Origin of the sequence: Blastomonas natatoria (genome assembly GCF_003201955.1) — a bacterium.
In the GTDB taxonomy this organism is placed as follows: domain Bacteria; phylum Pseudomonadota; class Alphaproteobacteria; order Sphingomonadales; family Sphingomonadaceae; genus Blastomonas; species Blastomonas natatoria.
In genome coordinates, this window is the sequence record NZ_QJJM01000007.1 from 129,582 (window position 1) to 151,587 (window position 22,006).

Here is a 22,006-nt window from a genome sequence, read left to right on the forward strand (position 1 = left end):
CATTGATCAAGAAGCGTCCACCGGCATGCCCCAGATCGCCGGAAAACCGGCACACACCATGGCAAACCCGGTTTGCAATCCACGCCTGAACGCAGATTGAATGACGGGCGCGCATTCACGCCCGCAAGTCGTTATCGGTTCCCCCGACCCTGAAATTCCCGCAGATATTCGTTGTTCGGCGACAGGATGATCGAGGTTTCGCCCGACCCGCCCAGGAATGTCCGCTCATAACTCTGCATCGCGCGATAGAATTCGTAGAACGAGGGATCCTTGCCGAAGCTGTTGGCATAGGTCCGCGATGCGGATGCATCGGCTTCTGCACGGATGATCTGTGCATTCTTCTGGCCCTGCGCGGTGATGGTCCGCGCCTCCTGCTCGCGCGCTGTGCGCATGCGCTGGAAGGCGCTCTGCAGCGGCGTGCCCTGCGGCAGGTCGGCGCGCTTGATCTGCACGTCTACGATCTGAGCGCCATATTGCGCCGCGATGCGATCGAGCCCGGCCTGAATGCGGTCCATGATGCCGCCGCGCTCGGGGCTCAACAATGCCGCAAACTGCCGCTTGCCGAGTTCGTTGCGCAGCGCCGAACCCAGAATCGGGCGAAGCTCCGCCGCGACGCGTTCGACGCTACCGGCAGACACATACATGCGCTCGGGATCGACGATGCGGAAGCGGGCATATGCATCGACTTCGAGCCTCAGCTGGTCGGTGGACAGCACCTGCTGCTGCTCCATCTCGACGGCGATGACCCGCTTGTCGACCCAGACAATCTGTTCGGCAAACGGAATGCGCGCGATCAGGCCCGCGCCGGTCTTCCCGAATTCCTCATTGTCGCGATAGACGTTGAAGGTACGCACCGGCTGGCCGAAGCGGACGATCACCGCCTGCTTGGTCTCGGGCACAATCGCGACCGAACTCGCCAGCACGATCAGCACCAGCGCGAGAAGGCCCAGCAGCAGCATGGGGCGTTGCATCAGACCGTTCATCAGTTCGACCCTCCCTGCGCACGGGGGGCTTCGACGGTGGTGCTCTCCTGCATCTTCTTGCGCAGCTCGGGCAGCGGTAGATACGGGGTCACGTTGCCCGGTTCGATGATCGTCTTGTCAAGCTTGGACAGCACGCGCTCCATGGTTTCGTAATACATGCGCCGGCGGGTAACCTCGGGCGCGAGGCGATATTCCTCGTACACCTTGTCGAACGCAGCCGCCTCGCCCTGGGCAGCGGCGGTGAGCTGCTGCGCATAGGCGCGCGCTTCGTTGAGATAGGTCTGTGCTTCCTGCTGCGCGGCGGACACCGCCTTGAACGCCTCGTTCACCGCTTCGGGCGGGTCGGCCTTCTTGATCGCGACGCCCTGCACCTGGATGCCCGAGCGATAGCTGTCGAGCAGTTCCTTCATCCGCTGCTCGACCTTCTGTTCGACCTCGATACGGCCAGGGCCGATCGCATCGTCGAGCGTCACTTCGGCAACGCTCGCGCGCATCGCAGCTTCTGCCGCTTCGCGGATCGTCGCTTCCGGATCGGCCAGCTGGAAAAGATACAGCGTCGGATCCTTGATGGTCCAGCGCACCGAATAAGCCAGGTCCACCAGATTCTGGTCGCCGGTAAGGATGAGGTTTTCCTGCGTGCCGGCCGCCGGAATGTCGATGGTGCGGATATTCTGCACGTCGACAGTCTCGAAAGATTCGATCGGCGCGGGCAGGGTCAGGGCAATGCCGGGTTCAACCGTTCGCGAATAGCTGCCCAGGAAGGTGACGACCCCGCGTTCCTGCGGGCCGACACGGTGAAAGCTCGAAAGGACCAGCCAGGCAACCACCACCACGCCGATCGCGATCGGCACGTAGCTCTTGCCATTCGGGCGCTTCGGCAGGCCGCCAAAGCCGCCACCACGGAAACCGCCGCCCCCGCCGCCGCCCGGGCGGCGCTTGAACAGATCCTCGATATTGTTCGGTTTGCGACCGCCGCCGCCGCTGCCCTGCGGTTGCCAGGGATTGCGCGGACCATTGCCGGAATCGCCGCCGGATCCGGAATCGCCGGAGCCGTCCGAACCTCCCGATCCGCTGCCCCAGGGGCTGTTATTGGCCATTGTCAATATGCGGGGGAACAACCCGGTAAGTCTTGTCATGTCACCTTTATAGGTCGTGACTCTGCAAAAAACAGGGGGTTCATGCGCTTCTGTTGTGCGCGGGCGCTCATTTCGTATAGGCGGGGCCAAGCGTCCGCCGGCAAGGCTTGCCTGCCGGGGCCGCATCGCTTTATGCGCGAGGGCAAGATGGCAGAGCAGAACGAGTTAGAGGCCGTAGCGGCAACAGCGGGACAGGGCCGGGCCAGTGCGGTCAGGTTGCGTGATGGCGGCGTCGTGTCGCTGGTTCTGGATGTTGCAGGGCTCGAACCGCTCGCGCGCGACAAGTTGGAAATTGCGGTCAAGGGTGCGCTGCTCGCACTCGACGGGGTGACCAAGGTACAGGTGGCGATGACCGCCGAGCGCCGTCCCCCGCGGATCATCGTCGTGGGTTCGGGCAAGGGCGGCGTTGGCAAATCGACCTTTTCCGCCAACCTCGCGGTCGCGCTGCACCGTGCTGGGCGCAAGGTCGGGCTAGTCGACGCCGACATCTACGGCCCCAGCCAGCCGCGCCTGTTCGATTGCGAAGATGTGAAGCCCACGGCACGCGACCAGAAGCTGGTGCCGGTGTCCAACGACTTCGGGGTGCCGATCCTGTCGATGGGCCATCTGGTACCGCCCGGCCAGGCCATCGCCTGGCGCGGGCCCATGGCGGGCAACGCCCTGGGCCAGCTGATCGATGCGCATTGGGGCGATGTCACGGACATCATCGTCGATCTTCCGCCAGGGACGGGCGATGTGCAGCTTTCCATGCTGCAGAAGCACAAGCCCGCAGGAGCGGTGATCGTCTCGACGCCTCAGGATCTGGCGCTGATGGATGCAGTGCGGGCGATCAGCCTGTTCGAACAGGGCAAGGTTCCGGTCATCGGGTTGATCGAGAACATGGCCGGCTATGTTTGTCCGCATTGCGGCGAGCTGTCCGACCCTTTCGGCATTGGAGGCGCAGAAGCGGCAGCAAAATCGATGAGCCTGCCGTTCCTTGGCCGTGTGCCGCTCGACATGACCATCCGCCGCGCATCGGACGCGGGCGTGCCGCCGGCTTCGGGCGAGGGTCTGATCGCGGACGCGTTCATCGGAATAGCCGCGCGCATCTCGACATGGATCGACAATCGCTTCGGTACGGCGGGTTGAACGCATGGCGCTGATCACGCGGCGCGGGCTGCTGATCACGGCAGCCGCTGGCACTGGACTGACCGTGGCCTGGGCATTATGGCCGCGCCGCTATGACGATGCCCCTGCGTTTGCCAAGAATGTCGCGGTTTTCGGCGCCTATCTTCGCATCGCAACCAATGGCACGGTGATTGTCAGCAATCCGCACTGCGAGATGGGCCAGGGTGTCGGCACCGTGCTGGCGCAGATCGTGGCCGAGGAACTGGGCGCGGACTGGCGCACCATCGCGCTCGAACCAGCGCCGCCCGTGCCGATCTTTGCCAACAACCGGCTGGCCAGCGAATGGATGCCGCTGATCATGCCGCCGGGCTGGGATTTGCAGCCCGACGAGAATGATATCCTGATCCGCCGCTGGTCGGCCATGCGCGATTTCGTGGTGACAGCCGGGGACACGGAAGTCATTGCCTATGAACCGAGCTATCGCGCCGCCGCTGCGACAGCGCGGTCGCTGCTGTGCCAGGCGGCTGCGGATCGATGGGGCGCTGCGGTCGAGGAAACCGACACACGCGACGGGTTCGTCGTCTGGGGCAACGAAAAGCTGCGCTTTGCCGAGCTGGCCGAAGAGGCTGTAACCTATAATGTGCCGATTCCGCCTCCCTTACGGACAGCGCTGCCGGGCAATGCGCGGGCCGAGCCGATTGGCGATGCACCTCCGTTCGCGCGGCTTGATCAGCCGGGCAAGGTCGATGGCAGCGCGACCTTTGCTGGTGATGTCCGCCTTCCGGATATGGTCTATGCTGCAATCCGCCAGGGTCCGGTTGGCGCGACGAGCCTGGTCAGCGTCGATCGCAAGCCGGCCGAAGGCGTCACCGGGCTGATTGACGTGATCAAGGGCGATGACTGGGTAGCGGCGGCGGCGACAAGCTGGTGGGGTGCCGACAAGGCCGTGCGGTTGTTGCGGCCACGCTTCACGCACAAGGGCAGCGGCCTGAGCGGCGAGCAGGTCGCCGAACGGCTCGACAAGGCGCTGGATGGGCCTGCCAAGGGCGGGCGTTCTGGCTACCGTATGTTCGCGCGGGGTGAGGCGGATGCCGGTTTTGGGCAAGGCAAGGGCATGGCGGCGCGCTATGCCATTGCCGCAGCGCCGCATGCCACGCTGGAAACCGGCGCTGTGACGGCGCGATTTGGCGACAACCGGCTGGAGATATGGGTAGCCAGCCAGGCTTCGCAGGTTGCACGCCGCCGGGCCGCCAACGCGCTGGGTATCAGCGAAGCGAATGTGCAGATCTATCCGATGCCCGCAGGTGGTTCGTTCGATCGCAGGCTCGACGACGATCTGGTCGCTCCGGCCGCGATCCTTGCCCGCGATCTGCGCCGCCCGGTACAATTGATGCGCTCGCGGATGGAAGAATCGGTCCGGGATCCCGTGCGGACGCCTGCTGCAGCGCGCATCGCCGCGCTCACCGATACCGAAGCCAATATCAAGGCGCTCTCCATCAAGATCGCCTGCCCTCCCAGCGCGCGCGAATTTGCGCAACGGCTGTTCAACGACGCCCACCCGGTCGAGGCGATCGAGGCGAGCAGCGGCGAGGCCGATCGCATGGCGGTAGCGGGCGCGATGGTGCCCTATGACATACCGGATCTAGCGATCGATCATTATCCCGTCCGCATCGATGTGCCCACCGGACGATGGCGTGGCAATGCCGCAAGTTACGGCGTTTTTGTCACCGAAACCTTCATCGACGAGCTTGCATCGCGCGGGCGGCGCGAGCCCTTGTCCTATCGCGTGCAGATGCTTGCGCAGAACATCCGTCTGGCCAATTGCCTCACGCGTGTCGCGGGTCTTGGCGAATGGGATGGCGGCATGGACAATAGCGGGCAGGGGGTCGCATGCTGCTCGTGGAACGGCGCGCATATCGCCGTGATCGCCAGCGCGTCGCGCGCCAGCGTTGGCGCAGAGGGAGGAGCGGCGCGTGGCGGCTTTCGCGTCGAGCGGCTTTCTGCCGTGGTCGATGCCGGCCGCATCATCAATCACGACATAGCCTTGCAACAGATCGAAGGCGGCATGATATTCGGCCTTGCAATGGCAATGGGGTGTGCGACGGGCTGGACCGATGGCTATCCCGATGCCAGAGCATTAAGAGACCTTTCCCTGCCGCTGCTCGCGGACATTCCGGAGATCCGTGTGGACCTTATCGAAAGCCAGGAGCCGCCTGCGGGGCTGGGCGAGATTGGCGTGCCTGCTGTTGCACCCGCCATCGCCAACGCGCTGGCCTCGGCGACGGGGCTACGCCTGCGCCAGCTTCCCCTGCTATCAGGTGGCCTGTGAGCGATACCGAAATTTCCCGCTCGGGGATGGTTCCTCCGCCCGAGCATCCGCCGATCCTGAAGCCGAAGGTTGGCGTGCTGCTGATCAACCTCGGCACACCCGCCGCGCCGACCACCAGGGCCGTGCGCGAGTATCTGGGCGAGTTCCTTTCGGACAAGCGCGTGGTCGAAATTCCGGCAATCGTCTGGCAGCCGCTGCTACGCGGCGTGATCCTGAATACCCGGCCGCAGAAATCCGCCGCCGCCTATGCCGAGGTCTGGACCGACAACGGCTCGCCGCTGATGGTCTATTCGCGCCGCCAGACCGAGGCGCTGCAGCAACGGCTGGGCGAGGGCGTGCTGGTCGATCTGGCGATGCGATATGGTCAGCCTTCGATCGAATCACGCCTCACCGCGATGAAGCAGGCGGGCTGCGACCGCATCCTGCTTGCCCCGCTCTACCCGCAATATTCTGGCGCGACGACAGGCACTGCCAACGACAAGGCGTTCGAAGTGCTGCAGGCGATGCGCTGGCAACCCGCGATCCGCACCTTGCCCGCCTATCATGACGATCCGGCGCATATCGATGCCCTGAAGCGGAATATCGAGCACGCGATCGCCTCCCTCGATTTCGAGCCCGAAGAGATCGTCACCAGCTTTCACGGCATGCCGCTGCGCACGCTGCACCTGGGCGATCCCTATCACTGCCAGTGCCGCAAGACCGCGCGCCTGCTGAGCGAGGCGATGGGGCGCAACCTGATCGTCTCGTTCCAGTCGCGCTTCGGCCGCGCCAAATGGCTGGAACCGGCCACTGATGCGACGCTGGAGGCCCTGGGCAAGAAAGGCGTCAAGCGCATCGCCATCGTCGCACCTGGTTTTTCGGTCGATTGTCTCGAGACGCTCGAGGAACTGGCGATCCAGGGCCGGGAGCAGTTCGAGGAAGCGGGCGGCGAGAAATTCGCGTATCTGCCGTGCCTCAATGCCAGTGCGGAGGGCATGGACATGCTCGAGAAGATCGTGCGGCGGGAATTGGCGGGATGGGTATGATCCTTTGAGGCCCTCTCCCCTTCAGGGGAGAGGGTTGGGAGAGGGGCATGCGCGATTCAGGCCCCTCTCAGCTTCGGCTAATCAGCAAGCTGATAAGCCTCCGCATCTCTCCCCTGAAGGGGAGAGAGCGGGCTTTTACACACCCTCGCCCTCGACTTGCCTCCGCTCGCGCGGCATACCAGCAGCAGCAAGATCAGCAGGGGAATGCCATGTCCGATATCTTTCTAGGCCTTGGCGGGGGTGAGAAGCAGATTCTCGTGCTGTCGCGCGCCAACCGGCATGGGATGATCGCTGGGGCGACCGGCACCGGCAAGACCGTGACGCTGCAGGGCATTGCCGAGAGCTTTTCGGCCGAAGGCGTGCCCGTTTTCGTCGCGGACGTGAAGGGCGACCTCGCCGGCATCGCGATGCCCGGGTCGCCGACGCACAAGGCGCACGAAAAGCTGGTCGCGCGCGCGGCGGAAATCGGGCTGGAAGGCTTTGCCTATTCGGACAACCCGGCGGTGTTTTGGGACCTGTATGGAGAGCAGGGCCATCCCATCCGCACCACGATCAGCGAAATGGGGCCGCTGCTACTCGCGCGGCTTATGGGATTGAACGACACGCAGGAAGGCGTGCTCAACATCGCCTTCCGCTTCGCCGACGAACAGGGGCTGCTGCTGCTCGATCTGGCCGATCTTCAGTCGGTGCTCGCCTATACCGCCGAGAACGCCGCAGAGCTCTCCGCGCGGTTCGGCAATGTCACCAAGGCAAGCGTGGGCACGATCCAGCGGCAACTGCTCCAGCTCGAGAGCCAGGGTGCGGCGCAATTCTTCGGCGAACCTGCGCTCGAGATCGACGATTTCCTGTGCTGCGACGATCAGGGGCGCGGCTATATCAACGTGCTCGCCGCCGACAAGCTGATGCAGAGCCCCAAGCTCTATGCCACCTTCCTGCTCTGGCTGCTGTCCGAACTGTTCGAAACGCTGCCCGAAGTCGGCGATCCGGAAAAGCCCAGGCTCGTCTTCTTCTTCGACGAGGCGCATCTGCTGTTCGACGATGTGCCGGAAGCGCTGGAGGAGAAGATCGAGCAGGTCGTGCGCCTCATCCGCTCCAAGGGCGTGGGCGTCTATTTCGTCACGCAGAACCCGATCGATATCCCGGAGAAGGTGGCGGGCCAGCTCGGCAACCGCGTCCAGCACGCGCTGCGCGCCTTCACCCCTCGCGACCAGAAGGCGATAAGGGCGGCGGCGGATACCTTTCGCATCAACCCCGATCTCGATGTCGCCACCGCGATCACCGAGCTGAAGGTCGGCGAGGCGCTGGTCTCGACGCTGCTGGAGGACGGATCGCCCTCGATCACGCAGCGCACGCTGATCAAGCCGCCGCGTTCGCGCCTCGGCCCGCTCAGCCCGAAGGAGCGCGCAATCATTCAGTCGGTCTCGCCGCACGATGGCAAGTACGACACCCGCGTCGAGCGCGAGTCTGCAATGGAAGTGCTGGCCCAAAAGGCCGCCGATGCCGCTGCCGTCGCGCAAGAGGTCGAAACCAGGGGCAGGGAAGAGGTGGCCAAGCAACCGCGCAAGACGACTTCGGTCTGGGCCAAGGCGGGCCAGGCTGCAGCGGGTGCTGCAGCTGCCTCGGCCGGTGCCGTGATCGCCGGGGCTTTGACTGGCAAGAAAAGCCGCGCCAAGCCTGTAGCCACGGCGGCGTCGGCCGCGGCCGGAACCATGGCCACCGAAATCGGCAAGGCATTCGGGTTTCCGGGCCTTGGCCGGTTCGCGCGTAACCTTCTTGGCGGACTGATGCGGTAGTATCGGGCCGATAGGCGCCTTCGATTCCGTTCCATTCCCGAAAAACCTGCATCGGGCACGATTTTGCGCGCGCCGGATTCACCCGGTTCGGCTTTTGTTAATTTCTTCGCATCCGCCTGTGTTCTCGTTCCGTAGCTGCCCCGTATCCGGACTTCCCCATGAGGATACGAGAAGATAGACGGAGAAACTGATGCTGAAGACTTTTGCCCCCAGCCTTCTTGCTGCCACCGCTGCTGCGACCCTTGCGCTGGCTGGTCCCGCTCTCGCCAACCATCATATGGCCAGCTCGTCGACGGTCGGCGGAGCCGCCATGTACCCGACGAAGACTATCGTCGAAAATGCCAGCGCGGCTCCCAATCTCAAGACGCTGGTGGCCGCCGTCAAGGCAGCTGGCCTGGTCGATACGCTTGCTTCGCCTGGCCCGTTCACGGTGTTCGCGCCTACCGATGATGCCTTCGCCAAGCTGCCCGCCGGTACGGTCGAAACGCTGGTCAAGCCCGAGAACAAGGCCACGCTCACCAGCATCCTTACCTATCATGTCGTCGCCGGCAAGGTGACCGCTGCCGATGTCGTCGCGCTTATCAAGAAGGGCGGTGGCAAGGCTGAGATCAAGACCGTGCAGGGTGGAACCCTCACAGCCTCGCTGCAGGGTCAGAATGTCGTCCTTACTGACGCAAAGGGCGGCAAGTCGATCGTAACCCAGACCGATGTCATGCAGAGCAACGGTGTGGTGCATGTGATCGACACCGTGGTGATGCCGGGCTGATCCCCTCCTTACCTCTGGCACATCACAGGCCCGCTGGTCCCCCCAGGCCAGCGGGCCCTTTGATTCCGGCGGCAAGTGAATGTGACAGCCAGTGACGCGGTTCCGTCATGCACGGGTCATGCAATCGTCCTAGCGGCGCGATTGGAACAAGGGTTCCACGCAACATGCAGCAAGGGAGATGGGCAGCATGGCCGGACCGATGCGCAATACCAAGATCGTCGAAGCCGTCACGCAATCGGGCACGACGACCAGGCAGGGGCTTCTTGACCGCGCCTTTGCCTTTGCCTTCAAGGGTCTGGTCTATGCGCAGATCTGGGAAGACCCGGTGGTCGACATGGAAGCGCTGCAGATCCAGCCTGACAGCCGGATCATCACCATTGCGTCCGGCGGCTGCAATGTCCTGTCCTACCTGGTCGCCAACCCTGCCCAAATCATCGCGGTCGATCTGAACACCGCGCATGTTGCGCTCGGCAGGCTGAAGATCGCAGCGGCGCTGCATCTCCCCGACCACGCCCATTTTCACCGCTTCTTTGCCGAGGCAGACAGTCGGCAGAATATCCGCGACTACCAGCGGTTCATCCGCCCGCATCTCGACGAGACCAGCCGCCGCTACTGGGAAGGCCGCGACATCGCCGGACGCCGCCGCATCGGGGGTTTCAGCAGCGGCGTATACAAGCGTGGCCTGCTCGGCGGCTTCATCGGCACCGCGCATCTGCTGGCACGGCTCTACAAGATCGATCTGAAGCGCATGCTGGGCGCGCAGTCGCTGGACGAGCAGCGCGCGATCTTCGAGCAGCATCTGGCACCGGTTTTCGACAAGAAGTTCGTCCGCTGGCTCACCGATCAGCCGCCGGCACTGTTCGGCTTGGGCATTCCGCGCGCGCAGTTCGACGCGCTCGCCGGTGACGAGAAGATGGCCGACGTGTTGCGCAAGCGGCTCGAGAAACTCGCCTGCGATTTCGAGATTCGCGAAAACTATTTCGCCTGGCAGGCATTCGGGCGCGGCTATGGCAAGGGTCCCGACAAGCCGCTGCCGCCCTATCTGCAGGCGCAGCATTATGATGCTGTGCACGCGCGTGTCGATCGCGTGAGCTTCGAACACGCCAATTTCGTCGAACGGCTGCAGGCGATCGAGGATTCCAGTCTCGACCGCTATATCCTGCTCGACGCGCAGGACTGGATGAACGACCAGCAACTCACGACTCTCTGGACCGAGATTACCCGCACTGCCCGCCCCGGTGCCCGCGTGCTTTTCCGCACCGCTGCCGAACCCAGCCTGCTGCCCGGCCGCATTCCCGACGATCTCCTGGCGCGCTGGGACTATCGGGCCGAAGAATCGCTCGGCTTCACCGCCCGCGACCGGTCCTCGATCTATGGCGGGGTGCATCTTTATGTCCTCAAATGAGGCAGGTGCGCCTGCGCGCAGCCATGCCGAGGCGATGGACGCGATCTACCGGACGCAGCGGCATATCTATGATCTGACACGCAAATATTATCTGCTCGGCCGCGACCGCCTGATCGCAGATCTGGCCCCGCCGCCGGGGGGCACGGTGCTGGAACTGGGCTGCGGCACCGCACGCAACCTGATCATCGCGGCGAAGCGCTATCCGGATGCGCGGTTTTTCGGCTTCGATATTTCCGAGGCGATGCTGGAGGCCGCGCGCGTTTCTGTGCGCAAGGCTGGACTGGAAGGGCGCATATTCCTCACCCGCGGCGATGCCACTGCCTTCAGTGCGCAGCACCTGTTCGGCTTGCAGGGCTTCGACCGGGTGTTCTGTTCCTACACTCTGTCGATGATCCCGGGCTGGGAAAAGGCCGTCGCGGCGGCAGCCGCGTCACTGGCCCCTGGCGGGCGGATGCATATCGTCGATTTCGGCATGCAGGACGAGCTGCCGCGCTGGTTCGCCAAGAGCCTCCATGCCTGGCTGGCGCGCTTTCAGGTGAGCCCCAGGCGCGAATTGGGGCTGGTGGCGCAGAATGTCGCCCAGACTTGCGGTCTCAGAATTGATCATCGCCCGCTCTATCGCGGCTATGCGCAATATGCGGTGATCGGGGGGTAATTCCTCGTCATTCCCGCGAATGCGGGAATCCCGCTTCTGCTCTCGCGCCGAAAAAGCGGGACTCCCGCCTTCGCGGGGGTGACGGGGTTTGATCGCTCAAGTAATGAAAGCCCGCAGCGCTGCCACCGTGTCCGCTTCGGACGCGGGCTTGTCGCGGCGCAGCCGGGCGATGCGGGGGAACCGCATCGCGATGCCCGATTTGTGCCGCTTCGATTCATGGATCGAATCGAATGCAACTTCGAGCACCAGCGACTTTTCCACCTCGCGCACCGGGCCGAAACGGTTGACCGTGTTCTGCCGCACGAACTTGTCGAGCCATTTGAGTTCGCTGTCGGAAAAGCCCGAATAGGCCTTGCCGACTGGCACCAGCTCGCCCTCGTCGTTCCAGCAGCCGAAGGTATAATCGCTGTAGAAGCTCGATCGCTTGCCGCTGCCGCGCTGGGCATACATCATCACGCAATCGGCGGTGAGTGGATCGCGTTTCCATTTGTACCACAGCCCGACGCGGCGACCGGGGACATAGAGGCTGTCGCGTCGCTTGAGCATCACGCCTTCGATCGCCGCATCGCGCGCGCCGTCGCGGATGCGGCCAAGCTCGACAAAATCGGCAGCCTCGATGACCTGCGACAGATCGAAACGGTCGGCGGGCAAGGCGGGAACCTTGGCCTCGAGCCGCGTCCGGCGGATATGCCAGGGCAGGCTGCGCAGGTCCTCGCGCCCGTCGATCAGCAGATCGTAGAGCCGCACGAACGCCGGCGCTTCGGCTAGCATCTTGGCCGAGACGGTCTTGCGTCCCAGCCGCTGCTGCAGCGCATTGAAGCTGGCCGCTTCGCCCATCTGCGCTTCGCCGCGCACCAGCAGTTCGCCATCGAATACGCCTTCGACCGGCATGTGCTGCGCGATATCCGGGAAGGCGAGGGTGATGTCGTCGCCCCCGCGGCTGAACAGCTTCACCTGATCGCCGATACGCACGATCTGGATGCGGATGCCGTCCCATTTCCACTCTGCGGCATAGTCGGCGAGGTCCACGGTGCCGTCCTCGAGCGGATGCGCGAGCATGAACGGGCGGAAATAGGGTGTGCCTTCGGGATCGGGACGCGGCCCGCCTTCGCCCCAGGCGAACAGGCTGGCATAAGGCGGGGCGAGCGCGTGCCACACTTCCTCGACCGCATCGACATCGAGCCCGAAGGCTTGCGCAAACGCGGTCTTGGCGAGCCGCGCCGAAATGCCGACGCGCATGGCGCCGGTGGCAAGCTTGATCAGCGCGTAGCGGCCCTCACTGTCTAACCGGTCCATATAGTCTGCGAGCAGGGCAGGGGCGCGGGCGCGACTGACAGTGGCAAACGCGTCCACGGCATCGGCAAGGCGCAGATCGTTGGTCGGCGTGGCCGTCTCGGGCCAGATCAGCGCCACCGTCTCGGCGGTATCGCCGACGAAATCGCGGCTCAGGCGGAACAGCTCGGGATCGACGCGCTCCATCGCCATGGTGCGCACTGCCGAGGCCTTGACCGCAGAAAAATCCGCCTCTCCGGTCAACGCCGCGAGCGCCCAACCGCGATCGGGATCGGGCGTCGCGCGCAGATAGTCCGCGATCAGCGCGACCTTGGCGTTGCGCGAGCGGGTATAGCCCAGCTGCGTGACGAGCGCGGCAAAGGCGCGCATCAGGCGTCGTCCTCGTCTTCGCGCCCGACCAGCGCCAGCGCGCGCGCCCTGATCTGGTGCAGCTGGCACCAGCGCAGCAGCGCCTCTTCGCGGCCATGCGTCACCCAGACCTCGCGCGGGCCGACATCGCGAATCGTCTGGGTGAGCTCGTCCCAGTCGGCATGGTCCGATATGATCAGCGGTAGCTCCACCCCGCGCTGCCGGGCGCGTGCCCGCACCCGCATCCAGCCCGAGGCCATGGCGGTGACCGGATCGGGCAGCCGCCTGCTCCACCTGTCGGCCAGCGCCGAGGGCGGGGCCAGGATGATGCGGCCCATCAATTCGCTCTTGTCCGTACCTGCGACGGGGCGCAACTCGCCGAGATCGATGCCGTGATCGGCGTAGAGCGCGCACATTTTTTCAAGCGCGCCGTGCAAATAGATGGGATCGTTGAAACCCGCATCGCGCAGTTCGGCGATCACCCGCTGCGCCTTGCCCAGCGCATAGGCCCCCACCAGCACGCAGCCCTGGGGATGCGCCTCGAGCATCGCAATCAGCTTGGCGATCTCGTCGGGCGTCGGTGGGTGACGGAAGACCGGCAGACCGAAGGTCGCCTCGGTGATAAAGATATCGCACGGCACCAGTTCGAAGGGTGCGCAGCTCGGATCAGGCCGACGCTTGAAATCGCCGGTGACGACCACCGTCTCGCCCTGATATTCGAGCCGGATCTGCGCCGATCCCAGCACATGGCCTGCGGGATGAAACGACACCTGCACACCGTTCAGATCGACACTCTCGCCATAGCCGACCGCATTCTCGCCATCGTAGCGGCCATAGCGCAGGTTGATGATATCGAGCGTCTCGGGCGTTGCCCAGACCGCCTGGTGCCCGCCGCGCGCATGATCGGCATGGCCGTGCGTGATCAATGCGCGCGGGACTGGACGCGAAGGATCGATCCACGCATCGGCGGGCCGCACATAGATTCCATGGGGAAAGGGTTCGATCCAGTGCGGAGAAGCATTCATCGGGGCGATATGGAGTCGCCCGTGCGCCGGTTCAATCGCGCGCGGTCGCCTGAAAGTCGAAACTCACCGCAACAGGCCCTGCGATTTCTGCGGTGCTCGCATAATCGCCCTGACCGACGCCGAAGCTGGTGCGGTCGATCGTCGCGCTGCCCTTCGCGCGCGCCTTGTTGCCGGTGATGTCGAGGGTGAAGGTGAGCGGCACCTGTTTGCTCACGCCGCGCAGAGTGAGCGTCCCATCGGCGCGATAGCGATTGCCGCCGAGCGCTTTGAACTTGCTCGCGCGATAGGTGGCGCGGGCGAACTTGCCGGTATCGAAGAAATCGCTACCGGTGAGCGTACCGTCGCGCTGGCCGTCGCCGGTATCGACCGAGCCGAGATCGATGCTGACATCGATCTTCGAACCATCGAGTGCTTCGGGCGAGAACAGGATGTTGGCGGTCCAGCGCGCGAAGCGGCCATCGACCGGCTCTCCGTTCCATCGCGCGGAAAAGCCCAGAGTTCCACCTTTTCCGACGACCCAGTTGCGCGGCTCGGCATTCGCCTCTTTCTTGGTCGCTTCCTCTTCGACCTCGGCCTTTTCGCTTTCCGGTGCTGCGGCCGATGCAGCTTCCGGGGCCGGTGCCGCGACAGGCGCCGTCGCCGTGGCAGCGGGCCTGGCGCCTTGCGCAGCGCCCTTGGGATCGATCACCTTGCCCAGCACCACGCCGCCCAGCATGATCGCCGCTGCTGTCAGCACCGCGCCGATCGCCTTGCCATGGCCGCCGGGTAGCATCCGCGCCAGGATCGGCGTGCCGAGCAGATACTGATGCCGCAGCGCTCCGGCGACGTGCAGCACGAGCAGCGCGATGGCGACATTGGGCATGAAATGGTGGAGGAATTCCGCCGGTTCACCCCAGCTTGCGGGCACTGGCAGATGCGGCCAGGGGAGGGATCCGAACAGCAGCGTCTCGACCTTGATCCGGGATGTCGAGACTATGATCCAGCCGGTCACCGGCGCGGCGATCATGAAGACATAGAAGCCGAAATGGACCAGTCCCGATAGCGTCATCGCCCATTTGGGGCCGGGCACCGGTGCGGGACGAGGCGCGACCATACGCCAGCCCAGCCGCAGCACGCTTAGCAGCAGGATGGCGATGCCGACCGACTTGTGTAGCTGATAGCGCGCAAAAAGGTCAGGTCCGCGAGGCCCTTCAAGCGATTCGGCAAAGACAATCTGAAAGACGAGCGCTGCTGCGATCAGCCAGTGAAGAATGATGGCTCCCAGGCTGTAGCGCTGAGCCATCATCCGATCACGCAGCCTTGCGCAGTTCCAGGCGGTCCCAGATTTCGACCAGCGCAGTGGTGAGATCGCGCATCATCGCCTCGTCATGGCTGGGGCCGGGCGTGAAGCGCAGCCGCTCGGTGCCGCGCGGCACGGTCGGGAAATTGATCGGCTGCACGTACACGCCATATTCGGCGAGCAGCATGTCGCTGATCCGCTTGGCCTTGACCGGATCGCCGACCATCAGCGGCACGATATGCGTGGTGGTGTCCATCACCGGCAGCCCGGCCTCGCTGAACAGCCGCTTGAGCGTCGCAGCGGCGGCTTGCTGGCCCTCGCGTTCCTCGCTCGACTGCTTGAGGTGGCGCACGCTCGCCAGCGCGCCTGCGACCAGCACTGGCGAGAGCGAGGTCGTGAAGATGAAGCCCGGCGCATAGCTGCGAATCACGTCGATGATCTTCTGGTCGGCCGCGATATAACCGCCCATCACGCCGAACGCCTTGCCGAGCGTGCCCTCGATGATCGTCAGGCGGCTGGCAGCCTCGTCGCGTTCGGAAATACCGCCGCCATGCGCGCCATACATGCCGACCGCATGCACTTCGTCGAGATAGGTCAGCGCGTTATACTTGTCCGCAAGGTCGCAGATCGCGTGGATCGGGGCCACGTCGCCGTCCATCGAATAGACGCTTTCGAACGCGATCAGCTTGGGGACATTGGGGTCCTCGGCGGCGAGCAGTTCTTCCAGATGCTCGACATCGTTGTGACGGAAGACGCGCTTTTCGCAGCCCGAATTGCGGATACCCGCAATCATCGAGGCGTGGTTCAGTTCGTCGGAAAAGATGATGCAGCCCGGCAGGATGCGCGCCAGAGTGGAGAGCGTCGCATCATTCGAGACATAGCCTGACGTGAAGAGGAGCGCGCTGTCCTTGCCGTGCAAACCGGCCAGCTCCTGTTCGAGTTCGATATGATAATGGGTGTTGCCGCCAATATTGCGCGTGCCGCCCGAACCTGCGCCGACATTGTGCAGCGCCTCTTCCATAGCGGAGATGACCTTGGGGTGCTGGCCCATGGCAAGGTAATCGTTCGAACACCACACGGTGATCGGCTTGGGACCGTTATGGCCGTGAAAGCAGCGCGCATTGGGATAGGCGCCCTTGTTGCGAAGGATGTCGATAAAGACCCGGTAGCGTCCCTCGGCATGCAGCCGGTCAATCGCCGCTTCGAAAATCTGGTCGTAGTTCACGCAGCCACCCTGGTCCTGACATATGATGTTGCAAGCCGGTGCGCCCCACCCTTTACGCGACCATCTGCGTGCGCATCTGCTGGCGACTTCATAACAACTAAATCCCGTAATTCCAGCGATAACGGCTCGCAACTGATGGGACAAAACGTCCTATAGCGGGTGCCGGTTAAGCATTCGCGCAGTCCGTGTGCCAATGGAAAATCGGTGTCAGATTGATCGTATCGGTCGATCAGAGGCTTTCGAAAGATGCGAAACCGCGCGTCTTGAGCGCGGGCTCATAAGCCTGGATCGCAGCGGCAGGTCCGGTGGCGACAAAGCGCAAGCCATTGCCGTCGAACCGCTGTTCGCGGGTCAGCCAGGCGACGCGCCGGGCAATGCCCTCGGCGCCGTGAACGAACTGGACAGGCCGATCAAAGGCGCGAGCAAGCTCCTCCTCGACCAACGGAAAATGCGTGCAGGCCAGCACCACGGTGTCGATCGGAACCGCACGTTCCTGGTCGATCAACCCCGCCACCGCGCGTTCAAAAATGCCGTGATCGGGTGTCTCGCCACGCAGCTTCATTTCTGCTGCCCGCACCAGTTCCGGCGCTCCGTATCGCAGGATGGTGGCATCGCCGGCAAATTCGCGCGCCAGATTGGTGACATAGGGCTGGCGTACCGTCGCTTCGGTTCCCAGCACGCCGATCACCCGGCTGGCCGAAATCTCCGACGCGGGCTTGATCGCGGGCACGGTGCCCACGACCGGCAGGTCGAGCGCGGCGCGCACCTGGGGCAGAGCGATCGTCGAGGCGGTATTGCACGCAATGGTAATCAGCCGGGGGCGGTAGCGCTCGACCAGCCGTCCAAGCAGCGCGGGCACGCGTGCACCGATTTCGGCTTCGGTCTTTTCGCCATAGGGCAGCCCGGCAAAGTCGGCGGCATAGACGATGGGCGCATCCGGCAGCAGCTTGCGCGCCGCATCCAGTACCGTCAGCCCGCCGACGCCGGAATCGAAGAACAGCAGCGGGGATTTGGGGTCGATCTCGCTCGCTGGCGATGAGGCTTGCGTCATGCCGCACGCTTAGCAGCCGCGCGCAATCGATCAACCATGCTTGCCAAAAACGTGCGCCAGCCTATCACGCATTGGCCGCGGACGATCCGCGCGGATACGGGACGAGAATGTGATGAGCGATCTGGCAGGCATTGCCGTGGCGACCTTGGGCGGGCTGATGCTGATGGGCTATCTGCTGGGCTCTATCCCGTTCGGCATCATCCTCACGCGGCTGGCGGGCGCGGGCGATCTGCGCAGCATTGGCTCGGGCAATATTGGCGCGACCAACGTGCTGCGCACCGGGCGCAAGGGGCTGGCTGCGGCGACGCTGCTGTTCGATCTGGGCAAGGGGGCGCTGGCCATCGCGATCGCCGAGGCGGTCGCGCCGGGCAGCGGGCCGATCGCCGGGCTGGGCGCGTTCCTGGGGCATTTGTATCCGATCTGGCTCAAGTTTGCTGGCGGCAAGGGCGTTGCGACCTTGCTTGGCATCGCGATTGCGCTTTACTGGCCCCTTGGCATCGTTTTCGCAGTGGTCTGGCTGGGAACCGCTCTTGCCTTCCGCTATTCCTCGTTGGGGGGAATGCTGGCAGCAGCGGCAATGCCGGTCGCAGCGTGGTGGTTTGGCATGGAGCAGGCTCTGTGGGTTTTCGTCGTGACCTTGGTATTCGTGCTGTGGAAACATCGCGGCAATATCGAGCGGCTGATGGCCGGCACCGAGCCGAAGATCGGCAAATCCTCCGCCGCCTGAACGAGACGCCATGCTGAGCGCCGAGCATCTGGCGCGCATTCGCCTGCTGCGCAGCGATCGCATCGGCCCGATCAGTTTTGCGCAACTGCTCTCGCGCTTCGGTAGCGCTGCTGCCGCGATCGAGGCATTGCCGGATCTTGTGCAGCGTGCCGGAGGTCGCTCCATCCGCATCGCCACGCTCGACCAGGCCGAAAAGGAGGCCCAGCGTGTCGAAACGGCGGGTGCGCGCTATGTTTTTGCCGACGACACCGATTATCCTGCGTTGCTAGGTCATATCGACAACGCGCCTCCGCTGCTGACGATCTGCGGCGACAGTGCGTTGATGCAACGCCCGGCTGTCGCCATTGTCGGCGCGCGCAATGCCTCCGCTTCGGCATGTCGCTTTGCCCGGCAGATTGCGGGTGAGCTTTGCGAGTCCGGCATTCTCGTGGTTTCCGGGCTGGCACGCGGCATCGATACGGCTGCGCATGAGGGTGCGATGCGGATGGCCGGCAGCGGGCAGGCCAGCACCGCAGGCGTGATCGCATCGGGCATCGATATCAGCTATCCTCCGGAGAACCGGACCCTGCAGGCCGAAATGGGTGAACGCGCGCTGGTGATAGCCGAACAGCCGCCGGGGACCGAACCGCTCGCGCGCCATTTCCCGTATCGCAACCGGATCATCGCCGGCATGGCCATCGGCACCCTGGTGGTAGAGGCCGCGCCGAAATCGGGCTCGCTCATCACCGCTCGGCTGGCTGCCGAGGCGGGGCGCGATGTGATGGCGATCCCCGGGTCGCCGCTCGATTCGCGCTCGCGCGGGTGCAATGAACTTATCCGCAACGGTGCGACGCTGGTGCAAGGCGTGGACGACATTCTCGAACTCATTCAGCCAATGGCGGGTAGCCTCCCCGCTCACGAGGTCGCCGCGCCGCGCAATCGCTATGCGGTGCCGCCTGCCCCAGAGCCCGACGACGCCACGCGCCGCACGCTGATCGATCTGCTAGGTCACTCGCCCATTGGCGTTGACGAACTCGTGCGCCAGTCAGGCATCGACAGCGGCGCAGTGCAGATGATCCTGCTCGATCTCGAACTGGGGGGCATCATCGAGCGCCATGCTGCGGGGAAGGTGTCGCTCGTCTGACCTTCCATGCCCGCACTGGACGGCCTTGACGAATGCCGATAACGCCCCCCAGCTTACACGTACACGCGAGAGCTTTGGGAAATCCAATACATGCAACTGGTTATCGTCGAATCGCCTGCAAAGGCCAAGACCATCGAAAAATATCTGGGGTCCGACTACCGGGTGCTGGCCAGCTATGGCCATATTCGCGATCTCGCGCCCAAGGACGGCTCGGTCGATCCGGACAATGATTTCGACATGGTCTGGGAAGCCTATGGCGACAAGACGCGCCAGCTCAAGGCAATCACCGACGAGGCCAAGAAGGCCGATCGCCTGATCCTGGCGACCGACCCCGATCGCGAGGGAGAAGCGATCAGCTGGCATGTTCTGGAAGTTCTGGGCAAGCGCAAGGCGCTGCCCAAGGCGGTGGAGCGCGTGACCTTCAACGCGATCACCAAAAAGGCCGTCACGGAAGCGATGGCCGCGCCGCGCCAACTCGATGACGATCTGATCGATGCCTATCGCGCCCGCCGGGCGCTCGATTATCTGGTGGGCTTCACCCTGTCTCCGGTGCTCTGGCGCAAGCTGCCGGGTGCAAAATCGGCGGGGCGGGTACAGTCGGTCGCGCTGCGGCTGATCGTCGAGCGCGAGCGCGAGATCGAGGCGTTCACCGCGCAGGAATATTGGTCGGTCAGCGCGCAGATGGAGCAGGATGGGCAGCCGTTTACTGCGCGTCTGGTGCGGCTGGAGGGCGAAAAACTCGACAAGCTGTCCTTGGGGAACGCCGGCGCCGCCGAGGCGGCCAAGGCGAAGGTCGAGGCCGGGCATTTCACCGTCGAGACGGTCGAGACGCGGCCGGTCAAGCGCAACCCGCCGCCGCCCTTCACGACATCGACGCTGCAGCAGGAGGCCGCGCGCAAGCTCGGCTTTTCGGCCAGTCACACGATGCGCATAGCCCAGTCGCTCTACGAGGACGGCGCGATCACCTATATGCGGACCGACGGCGTGCAGATGGATGGCGGCGCGATCCAGGAAGCGCGCAAGGCAATCTCGGAACGCTATTCCGGCCATTATCTTCCCGAAACTCCGCGCCAGTATCAGACCAAGGCCAAGAATGCGCAGGAAGCGCATGAGGCGATCCGTCCGACCGATTTTAGCCGCGACCGCGCCGGTTCCGGCGACCACGCAAAGCTCTATGACCTGATCTTCAAGCGCGCACTGGCCAGCCAGATGGCGACAGCGCTGCTCGAGCGCACGACTGTCGAACTGGTCGATGGCACGGGTCGCACCGCACTGCGCGCCAATGGTCAGGTGGTAAAATTCCCGGGCTTCCTAGCGCTGTACGAGGAAGGGCTGGACGATCCCGACAGCGAGGATGGCGGCCTGCTTCCGCTGATGTCGAAAGGCGACAGCCCGGCCAAGAAGTCGGTCGATGCGGTCCAGCATTTCACCCAGCCGCCGCCGCGCTTTTCCGAAGCCTCGCTGGTCAAGCGTCTTGAGGAACTGGGCATCGGGCGCCCCTCGACCTATGCCTCGATCATCCAGGTACTGAAGGACCGCGCCTATGTGCGGGTCGAGAAAAACCGTTTCTTCGCAGAAGAATCGGGCCGATTGCTGACAGGCTTTCTCGAACGCTTCTTTGAACGCTATGTCGCCTATGACTTTACTGCCGGGCTGGAAGAGGAACTGGACGACGTCTCAGGGGGACGCGCAGAGTGGCGTGCGGTGCTCGAGGCCTTCTGGCGCGACTTCAAGCCCAAGACGGCGGAAGTCATGGAGCAGAAGCCGTCCGAGATCACGGCAGAGCTGGACAAGTTCCTAGAACCGTATCTGTTCCCCAAAAAGGCCGATGGCGGCGATCCTCGCCTTTGCCCCAAATGCGGCGAGGGCAGGCTGGCGCTGCGCGGCGGGCGCTTCGGCGCGTTTGTCGCCTGCTCCAACTATCCCGAATGCAAGTTCACCCGGCGCTTCGCACAGGGCGGCGGCGAGGGCGATCAGGGCGATAGCGGCCCCGAGGAACTCGGCACCGATCCCGTCACCGGCGAGGCGGTGAGCAAGCGCTCGGGGCGCTTCGGCCCGTATGTTCAGCTCGGCGACGGCAAGGATGCCAAGCGTGCCTCTATCCCCAAGGACGTGCCGGGCGAGGATTTCGGTCTCGAATGGGCGCTCAAGCTGCTCTCGCTGCCGCGCGAGATCGGCGAGCATCCGGAAACGGGCAAGCCGATCACCGCGAGCATCGGGCGCTATGGGCCGTATCTTGCGCATGACGGCAAATATGCGCGGCTTTCGGGCACGATGGAGGTGTTCGAGACCGGCATGAACGCGGCCGTGGTCAAGCTGGCCGAAGCTGCCGCTGGCGGCGGCCGTGCGCGGCGGGGCACGCCCGAGCCGCTCAAGGTGCTCGGCAAGAACCCGGCGACCGATACCGATGTCAAGATCATGGACGGGCGCTATGGCGCCTATGTCACCGATGGCAGCGTCAATGCGACCATCCCCAAGGACAAGAACAAGGATGAGTTGACGCTCGACGAGGCGCTGCTGCTGATTGCCGAACGTGCCGCCAAGGCGCCTGCCAAGAAGGGCAAGAAGGCACCTGCCAAGAAAGCCGCTCCAAAAAAGGCGTCAGAAAAGAAGGCTGCGGACAAGAAACCCGCTGCCAAAAAGGCGCCTGCGAAAAAGGCTGCAGCCAGCAAGCCTGCCAAGCCCAAGCCCTGAACGCATCCTTCCTCCTTCGTTTGCGAACGGGGAAGGCAGGCT

17 protein-coding genes are annotated in these 22,006 nt (G+C 64.2%); 10 read left to right on the forward strand and 7 right to left on the reverse strand.

The window, feature by feature from the left end; translation table 11 throughout:
• Positions 1-131 precede the first annotated feature (131 nt).
• Positions 132-959 (reverse strand): protease modulator HflC, encoded by an 828-nt coding sequence (gene hflC / locus C7451_RS10485; RefSeq protein WP_425266481.1) that lies wholly within the window; start codon positions 957-959, stop codon positions 132-134.
• A gap of 23 nt (positions 960-982) precedes the next feature.
• Positions 983-2,119 carry an FtsH protease activity modulator HflK gene (hflK, locus tag C7451_RS10490; RefSeq protein ID WP_167398506.1) on the reverse strand — a complete coding sequence of 379 codons (1,137 nt, stop codon included), beginning with the start codon at positions 2,117-2,119 and terminating at the stop codon, positions 983-985.
• A 147-nt stretch (positions 2,120-2,266) separates the two neighbouring features.
• Between hflK and C7451_RS10495 the strand changes: the two genes are divergently transcribed.
• The 7 genes from C7451_RS10495 to C7451_RS10525 all read left to right on the forward strand — a co-directional run bounded on the left by C7451_RS10495 (position 2,267) and on the right by C7451_RS10525 (position 11,199).
• Entirely contained in the window at positions 2,267-3,247 is a 981-nt protein-coding gene (locus C7451_RS10495) for an Mrp/NBP35 family ATP-binding protein (RefSeq protein WP_110299024.1), read from the forward strand.
• A gap of 4 nt (positions 3,248-3,251) precedes the next feature.
• A complete protein-coding gene (locus C7451_RS10500) occupies positions 3,252-5,555 on the forward strand; it encodes a xanthine dehydrogenase family protein molybdopterin-binding subunit (RefSeq protein WP_110298910.1) in 2,304 nt (767 codons plus the stop codon).
• 26 nt (positions 5,556-5,581) lie between these two features.
• Positions 5,582-6,580, forward strand: a complete 999-nt coding sequence (gene hemH, locus C7451_RS10505) for a ferrochelatase (protein WP_110299025.1) — start codon at positions 5,582-5,584, stop codon at positions 6,578-6,580.
• Between the two features lie 209 nt (positions 6,581-6,789).
• The gene (locus C7451_RS10510) at positions 6,790-8,373 is read left to right on the forward strand and encodes a helicase HerA-like domain-containing protein (RefSeq protein ID WP_110298911.1); all 1,584 of its coding nucleotides are present in this window, start codon (positions 6,790-6,792) and stop codon (positions 8,371-8,373) included.
• A 190-nt stretch (positions 8,374-8,563) separates the two neighbouring features.
• Complete coding sequence (locus C7451_RS10515) at positions 8,564-9,139, forward strand: fasciclin domain-containing protein (protein ID WP_110298912.1); 576 nt, start codon at positions 8,564-8,566, stop codon at positions 9,137-9,139.
• A gap of 187 nt (positions 9,140-9,326) precedes the next feature.
• Positions 9,327-10,544 carry a BtaA family protein gene (locus tag C7451_RS10520; RefSeq protein WP_110299026.1) on the forward strand — a complete coding sequence of 406 codons (1,218 nt, stop codon included), beginning with the start codon at positions 9,327-9,329 and terminating at the stop codon, positions 10,542-10,544.
• Positions 10,531-11,199: a class I SAM-dependent methyltransferase gene (locus tag C7451_RS10525; RefSeq protein ID WP_110298913.1), complete on the forward strand. Its 669-nt coding sequence runs from the start codon at positions 10,531-10,533 to the stop codon at positions 11,197-11,199. Before C7451_RS10520 ends, C7451_RS10525 begins: the two co-directional genes overlap by 14 nt.
• A gap of 96 nt (positions 11,200-11,295) precedes the next feature.
• Here the strand turns inward: C7451_RS10525 and C7451_RS10530 are convergent, their stop codons facing one another.
• The 5 genes from C7451_RS10530 to murI all read right to left on the reverse strand — a co-directional run bounded on the left by C7451_RS10530 (position 11,296) and on the right by murI (position 17,420).
• A complete protein-coding gene (locus C7451_RS10530) occupies positions 11,296-12,861 on the reverse strand; it encodes a cisplatin damage response ATP-dependent DNA ligase (protein ID WP_110298914.1) in 1,566 nt (521 codons plus the stop codon).
• Positions 12,861-13,865, reverse strand: coding sequence for a ligase-associated DNA damage response exonuclease (locus C7451_RS10535; RefSeq protein WP_110298915.1), 1,005 nt, complete (start codon positions 13,863-13,865; stop codon positions 12,861-12,863). Before C7451_RS10535 ends, C7451_RS10530 begins: the two co-directional genes overlap by 1 nt.
• A gap of 31 nt (positions 13,866-13,896) precedes the next feature.
• Complete coding sequence (locus C7451_RS10540; protein ID WP_244181804.1) at positions 13,897-15,150, reverse strand: YceI family protein; 1,254 nt, start codon at positions 15,148-15,150, stop codon at positions 13,897-13,899.
• A 4-nt stretch (positions 15,151-15,154) separates the two neighbouring features.
• Entirely contained in the window at positions 15,155-16,369 is a 1,215-nt protein-coding gene (gene hemA / locus C7451_RS10545; RefSeq protein WP_110298916.1) for a 5-aminolevulinate synthase, read from the reverse strand.
• Between the two features lie 229 nt (positions 16,370-16,598).
• Positions 16,599-17,420 (reverse strand): glutamate racemase, encoded by an 822-nt coding sequence (murI, locus tag C7451_RS10550; RefSeq protein ID WP_110298917.1) that lies wholly within the window; start codon positions 17,418-17,420, stop codon positions 16,599-16,601.
• Positions 17,421-17,532: 112 nt separating this feature from the next.
• Between murI and plsY the strand changes: the two genes are divergently transcribed.
• The 3 genes from plsY to topA all read left to right on the forward strand — a co-directional run bounded on the left by plsY (position 17,533) and on the right by topA (position 21,964).
• Positions 17,533-18,147: a glycerol-3-phosphate 1-O-acyltransferase PlsY gene (gene plsY / locus C7451_RS10555; RefSeq protein ID WP_110298918.1), complete on the forward strand. Its 615-nt coding sequence runs from the start codon at positions 17,533-17,535 to the stop codon at positions 18,145-18,147.
• 10 nt (positions 18,148-18,157) lie between these two features.
• Positions 18,158-19,270 (forward strand): DNA-processing protein DprA, encoded by a 1,113-nt coding sequence (gene dprA, locus C7451_RS10560; protein WP_110298919.1) that lies wholly within the window; start codon positions 18,158-18,160, stop codon positions 19,268-19,270.
• Between the two features lie 90 nt (positions 19,271-19,360).
• On the forward strand, positions 19,361-21,964 hold the full coding sequence (gene topA / locus C7451_RS10565) for a type I DNA topoisomerase (protein ID WP_110298920.1): 2,604 nt from the start codon (positions 19,361-19,363) through the stop codon (positions 21,962-21,964).
• Positions 21,965-22,006 lie beyond the last annotated feature (42 nt).